The organism is Kitasatospora sp. NPDC058492, from assembly GCF_042720685.1.
Classification (GTDB): domain Bacteria; phylum Actinomycetota; class Actinomycetes; order Streptomycetales; family Streptomycetaceae; genus Kitasatospora.
In genome coordinates this window covers 1-5,158 of the sequence record NZ_JBHXMU010000128.1, presented here as the reverse complement: position 1 = coordinate 5,158, position 5,158 = coordinate 1, and the positions used below count along the sequence as shown (strand labels likewise).

Here is a 5,158-nt window from a genome sequence, read left to right as displayed (position 1 = left end):
CCGTCGTCACCCTCGACGCCCGCCGCCGCGACAGCGCCAAAAGCGCCCTCATCACCCTCGTCGAACACGCCCTCCTCGCCCGACTCCGATGACGGGCCGGACATCCGGACCCCGGGGGCCGTCGGCGTGACGGCCCCCGGGGCGGAGCCGCTACCGGCCGATGTCCTCCAGGGGCATCGCGCAAGACCCGCTGTATAAGCAGCGGATAACAGTTCGGTAGGCATTTTGTGATCAACAGTGACTCTGCGTGGTGAACTAGCGCCACTCAGCGCCAGAAGACCACGGTTTTGCTCCGTCATGTCGGTGAATGTCCCTATTGCGCCGACGCGGGGGCCATCCTGCGGCTGTTTGTCCCCCATCCCTGCACGTGCTGAAATTCCAGCTACCCCTGAAACCCTCGCGCCGGCCCACCGGTGACGGGCCAGGGCCCGGGGGTAGCGCTGGATTGATCCATGGCCGACAGTCGGCCGAGAGGTAGTTGTCGAGTGAGGCGTAAGCAGCAACCCGCCCCGCAGCGGCGCTCCGAGCCCCGCCGGAGCGAGCCGAACGGTACCGCAGCGGACCCGGCCGGATTCTCCGCTTTCACCCCCACCGAGGAGCGCTCCCAGGCCTCCCCGGCCCCGCAGCCCCCGGCCGCGTCCACGGAACCCCGCAGCGGCGGTCCGGACGGCGACGCCTCCAGGCGGTACGACTTCCTCCGCCCGCGCAACTGGCGCGTGCCGACCCGTCTGATCGCGATCCTGCTGATCCCCGTGATCATCAGCCTCGTCTTCGGCGGCCTCCGCGTGAACACCTCGGTCGACGGCTACATCAAGGCCTCCCGCGCCGAGAAGACCGCCGAGCTCGCCAAGGCGGCCACCGAGCTCGCCGAAGCGCTGGAGATCGAGCGCGACACCACGCTGATACCCCTGCTCACCAAGCAGGACCCGGACGGCAAGGTCGCCAAGATCCGCGCCAACACGGACGCCGCGCTGAAGGCGTACGAGGCGGCCTACGCGGCCTCCGACAAGTCCGGCGAACTGCCGCGCCGCCACGAGGGCTTCCAGGCCCTGGTGGTCGACCTGCCGCACCTGCGGTCCAGCGCGTACGGATCCGAGCTGTTCGCCGGCGCCACCGTCAACGCCTACTCGGTGATGTTCGCCCCGCTGCTGTCCTACGACAACTCGGTCGGCATCGGCTCCACCAACGCCGCCAGCAAGGGCCGCGCGATCTACGCGATGTCCCTCGCCAAGGCCTCCGCCTCGACCCAGCGCGCGCTCATGCTGCACCTGCTGGTCGGCATCTCCCAGAACGCCACCACCCGGTTCGAGAACGCCGACGTGATCCAGCAGATCCTGGTCGCGGAGCGGCTGGAGCAGGTCTCGCTGACCGAGTTCAACACCGGCAGCGCCCCCGAGGACGCCCGCAAGTACGCCAACGCGCAGGTCGTCCAGGCCGCCGCGCAGGAGCGCTCGGCCTACAAGATGCCGAACGGCACCGCGCCCTCCATGCAGACCCTGCTCTCCCTCGGCGCCGCCTACAGCCAGGCCGCCGCCGAGGGCCAGAGCAAGGGCAAGGCCGCCGCCGACCAGGCCTACAAGGAGGCCAAGGACTCCGGTCTCACCCCGGAGAACTGGAACCAGGCCGCCAACACCCACATCCAGGCCCTGCGCGACACCGAGGTCCAGCTGCTGGACGACGTCCTCACGGACTCCCGCGGCCTCAAGGACAACGCGCTCTACGACGCCATCCTCAACACGATCATCGTCGTCGCCGCGCTCATCCTGGCCGGCCTGCTCACCGGCTACGTCGCCCGCTCGATGATCCTCGGCATGCGCACCCTGCGCAGCGCCGCCCTGGAGATCGCCGACCACCGCCTGCCGGACCTGGTCGAGAAGCTCTCCAAGACCGACCCCGACCGGGTCGACACCTCCGTCACCCCGATCCCGCTGCACGGCAAGGACGAGATCGGCGAGGTCGCCCGGGCGTTCGACCAGGTCCACCAGCAGGCCGTGGCGCTCGCCGCCGAGCAGGCCCTGCTGCGAGGGAACGTCAACGCGATCTTCACCAACCTGTCGCGTCGCAGCCAGGGCCTGATCCAGCGCCAGCTGGCGCTGATCACCGACCTGGAGAACAACGAGGCCGACCCGGACCAGCTGGAGAACCTCTTCAAGCTGGACCACCTCGCCACCCGCATGCGCCGCAACGGTGAGAACCTGCTCGTCCTCGCGGGCGAGGAGGCCGGCCGCCGCTGGAACACCCCGGTCCCGCTGGTCGACGTGCTCCGCGCCGCCTCCTCCGAGGTGGAGCAGTACGAGCGCGTCGAGCTGTCCGGCATCCCGGAGGTCGAGGTCGTCGGCGCCGCCGTGACCGACCTCGTCCACCTGCTCGCCGAGCTGCTGGAGAACGCCACCTCGTTCTCCAGCCCGCAGACCCGGGTCCTGGTCAACGCGACCCGCCTGCCGGACGGCCGGGTGCTGGTCGAGATCCACGACAAGGGCATCGGCCTCACCGCCGACGACTTCGCCGAGATCAACGAGAAGCTGGCCGAGCCGCCCACCGTCGACGCCACCATCTCCCGCCGCATGGGCCTGTTCGTGGTCGGCCGGCTGTCCCAGCGGCACGACGTCCGCGTCCAGCTCCGCCCGTCCGGCGAGTCCGCCGGCACCACCTCGCTGGTCATGATCCCGCCGTTCATCACCCGGTCGGGCGCCGCGCCGGAGCCCGAGGAGCAGTTCACCGTCTCCCGGATCTTCGCCGAGCAGGAGCCGACCTCCCAGTGGGCGCCCAACGGCCAGCCGCGCAGCGCCGCCGAGCTGGGCTTCGACGACCACCTCACCGGCACCGGCAACGCCGGATCCAGCGGCTTCAGCCCGGCCCTGGAGGCCGTCCAGCGCTCGCAGCGCCTCGACCAGGTCCGCCGCGCGGCCCTGGAGAGCGGCCCGCACGACGGCGAGCCGCCGGTGCTGGACGCCGAGGTCGAGGAGGAGTACCAGCAGGGCTACGACCAGTACGCCCCCCAGGGCTACGAGCAGCAGTCCGGCTACGCCGACGACCAGTACGGCTACGCCCAGGACGGCTACCAGCAGGACGAGTACGGCCAGGACCAGTACGGCCAGTACCCGCAGCAGGGCTACGACCAGTCCGGCTACGCCGACGACCAGTACGGCCGCCAGGACTACCAGGGCGACGGCTACCAGGGCTACCAGGACGGCTACGCCGACCAGTACGGCCAGCAGGCCGAGGAGGCCCCGGCCGGCCACCCGTACGCCCCGGAGCCGCCCGCACTGCCCGCCGCCGAGCCCACCCCCACCCTGCCGTCCGGGCTGCCGCAGCGCCGCCCCGGCCAGCAGCTGGCGGGTGGCGGCTTCGGCGCCCCGACCGCTCCGGCGGGCGGCGGCTCCGGCGGCGAGACCCCGAACTGGTTCGCCGGCGCCAAGGACACCTCGGCGGTCGACGAGCCGCGCGGCCACGACGTGTCGGCGCTGGGCGGCTACGGCCCGACCGGCCCGACCAACTCGCCCTGGCAGTCGCCCAACGACGGCGCCTGGCAGCAGGCCGAGCAGACCCGCGAGCCCGCCTCCGGCGGCACCACCGGGGCAGGCCTGCCGCGGCGCGTGCCCAAGCAGAACCTGGTGGCCGGAAACGCCAAGCCCACTCCGCAGGAAGGGCCGCAGGTCTCCCGCAGCCCCGAGGAGGTCCGCGGTCGGCTCACCAACCTGCGCCGCGGCGTGGAGCAGGGCCGCAGTGCCGGTAACACCGGAAGCTTCCGGATCGACCCCGATCAGGTAGACCCGTCCGGCAACGGACAGAACCGAAGCACCGATCTCTTCGGCGGCTCGAACCACCAGGAGCGTTGAGTTGACTCAGATGAGCCAGGCCGCACAGAACCTGAACTGGCTGATCACCAATTTCGTGGACAACACCCCCGGGGTGTCCCACACCGTGGTGGTCTCCGCCGACGGCCTCCTGCTGTGCATGTCCGAGGGCTTCCCCCGCGACCGCGCCGACCAGCTCGCAGCCGTCGCCTCCGGCCTCACCTCCCTCACCTCCGGCGCCAGCCGGATCTTCGAAGGAGGCGAGGTCAACCAGACCGTCGTCGAGATGGAACGAGGCTTCCTCTTCCTCATGGCCGTCAGCGACGGCTCCGCCCTCGCCGTACTCGCCTCCCCCGACTCCGACATCGGCCTCGTCGGCTACGAGATGGCCCTCCTCGTCGACCGCGCCGGCGCCGTCCTCACCCCCGCACTCCGCGCAGAACTCCAGGGCAGTCTCCTGCACTGACGGTCCGTCGGATACCGTCCAGGTATTCGAAGTACCTCCGCGTCCTTCCCGGGCCCGCTTCGGCGGGCTCGGGTTCGGACGTTGTACGGCCTTCGCACCACCGGCTCCGGACCTGCGCCGAAGCTCGCACCGCACCGCCGCACCCTGTGAGGAGAGGAACCGTGACACCGCCCGACGACCGCAGCGGCCAGTACGGCGTTCCGTACCCTGGCACAGGCCATGACGCCTTCGGAGCACCCGGCGTCGGCCACGGTCAGCAGTACGGCCAGCCTCAGCACGGCCAGCAGCACGGACAGCAGTACGGCCAGCACCAGTACGGGCAGCCCCAGCACCCGTACGGGCAGCCGCAGCAGGAGCAGTACGACCGGCAGGGCCCGCCCGGCCAGTACCGACAGCCGCAGCCCGCCTTCGACACGCCGCCGCCCGGCTACCCGGCGCCCGCCCCCGACCACCGGCCGGCCCACGAGCCCGGGCACGTCGAGGAGTTCGAGGACGAGCCCGACTCCGGCCCGCTGATCCGGCCGTTCGCGATGACCGGTGGACGCACCCGGCCGCGCTACGAACTCGCGCTGGAGGCCCTCGTCTCCGCCGACGTCGACCCGCAGCGCCTGGCCACCCTGCTCCCCGAGCACCAGCGGATCTGCACCCTGTGCAGGGAGGTCAAATCCGTCGCGGAGGTGTCGGCGCTGCTCTCCCTTCCCCTGGGAGTGGCCCGCATCCTCGTGGCCGACCTGGCCGAGGCCGGCCTCGTCGCCATCCACCAGCCCGCTTCCGGCGGCGAATCCGGAAACCAGCCCGACGTCACGCTGCTCGAAAGGGTCCTCAGTGGACTTCGCAAGCTCTAACGCGGCCGCCCCCACCCGCGCCACCACCTCCGCGAAGATCGTCGTCGCGG

General features: G+C 71.4%; 3 protein-coding genes and 1 pseudogene. All 4 read left to right on the top strand.

Annotation, left to right across the window (positions count from 1 at the left end; translation table 11 throughout):
* Positions 1–92, top strand: a pseudogene (locus tag ACFWPI_RS39195) (ATP-binding protein); the annotation flags it as partial.
* 393 nt (positions 93–485) lie between these two features.
* On the top strand, positions 486–3,839 hold the full coding sequence (locus tag ACFWPI_RS39190) for a nitrate- and nitrite sensing domain-containing protein (protein ID WP_380380244.1): 3,354 nt from the start codon (positions 486–488) through the stop codon (positions 3,837–3,839).
* A gap of 10 nt (positions 3,840–3,849) precedes the next feature.
* Positions 3,850–4,263 (top strand): roadblock/LC7 domain-containing protein, encoded by a 414-nt coding sequence (locus ACFWPI_RS39185; protein ID WP_030057391.1) that lies wholly within the window; start codon positions 3,850–3,852, stop codon positions 4,261–4,263.
* A 161-nt stretch (positions 4,264–4,424) separates the two neighbouring features.
* A complete protein-coding gene (locus ACFWPI_RS39180; RefSeq protein ID WP_079135609.1) occupies positions 4,425–5,108 on the top strand; it encodes a DUF742 domain-containing protein in 684 nt (227 codons plus the stop codon).
* Positions 5,109–5,158: the final 50 nt, after the last annotated feature.

Bases quoted from the DNA above. Each gene is read 5' to 3' on its own strand.
- ACFWPI_RS39185 (WP_030057391.1), top strand. From the start codon at position 3,850: ATGAGCCAGGCCGCACAGAACCTGAACTGGCTGATCACCAATTTCGTG.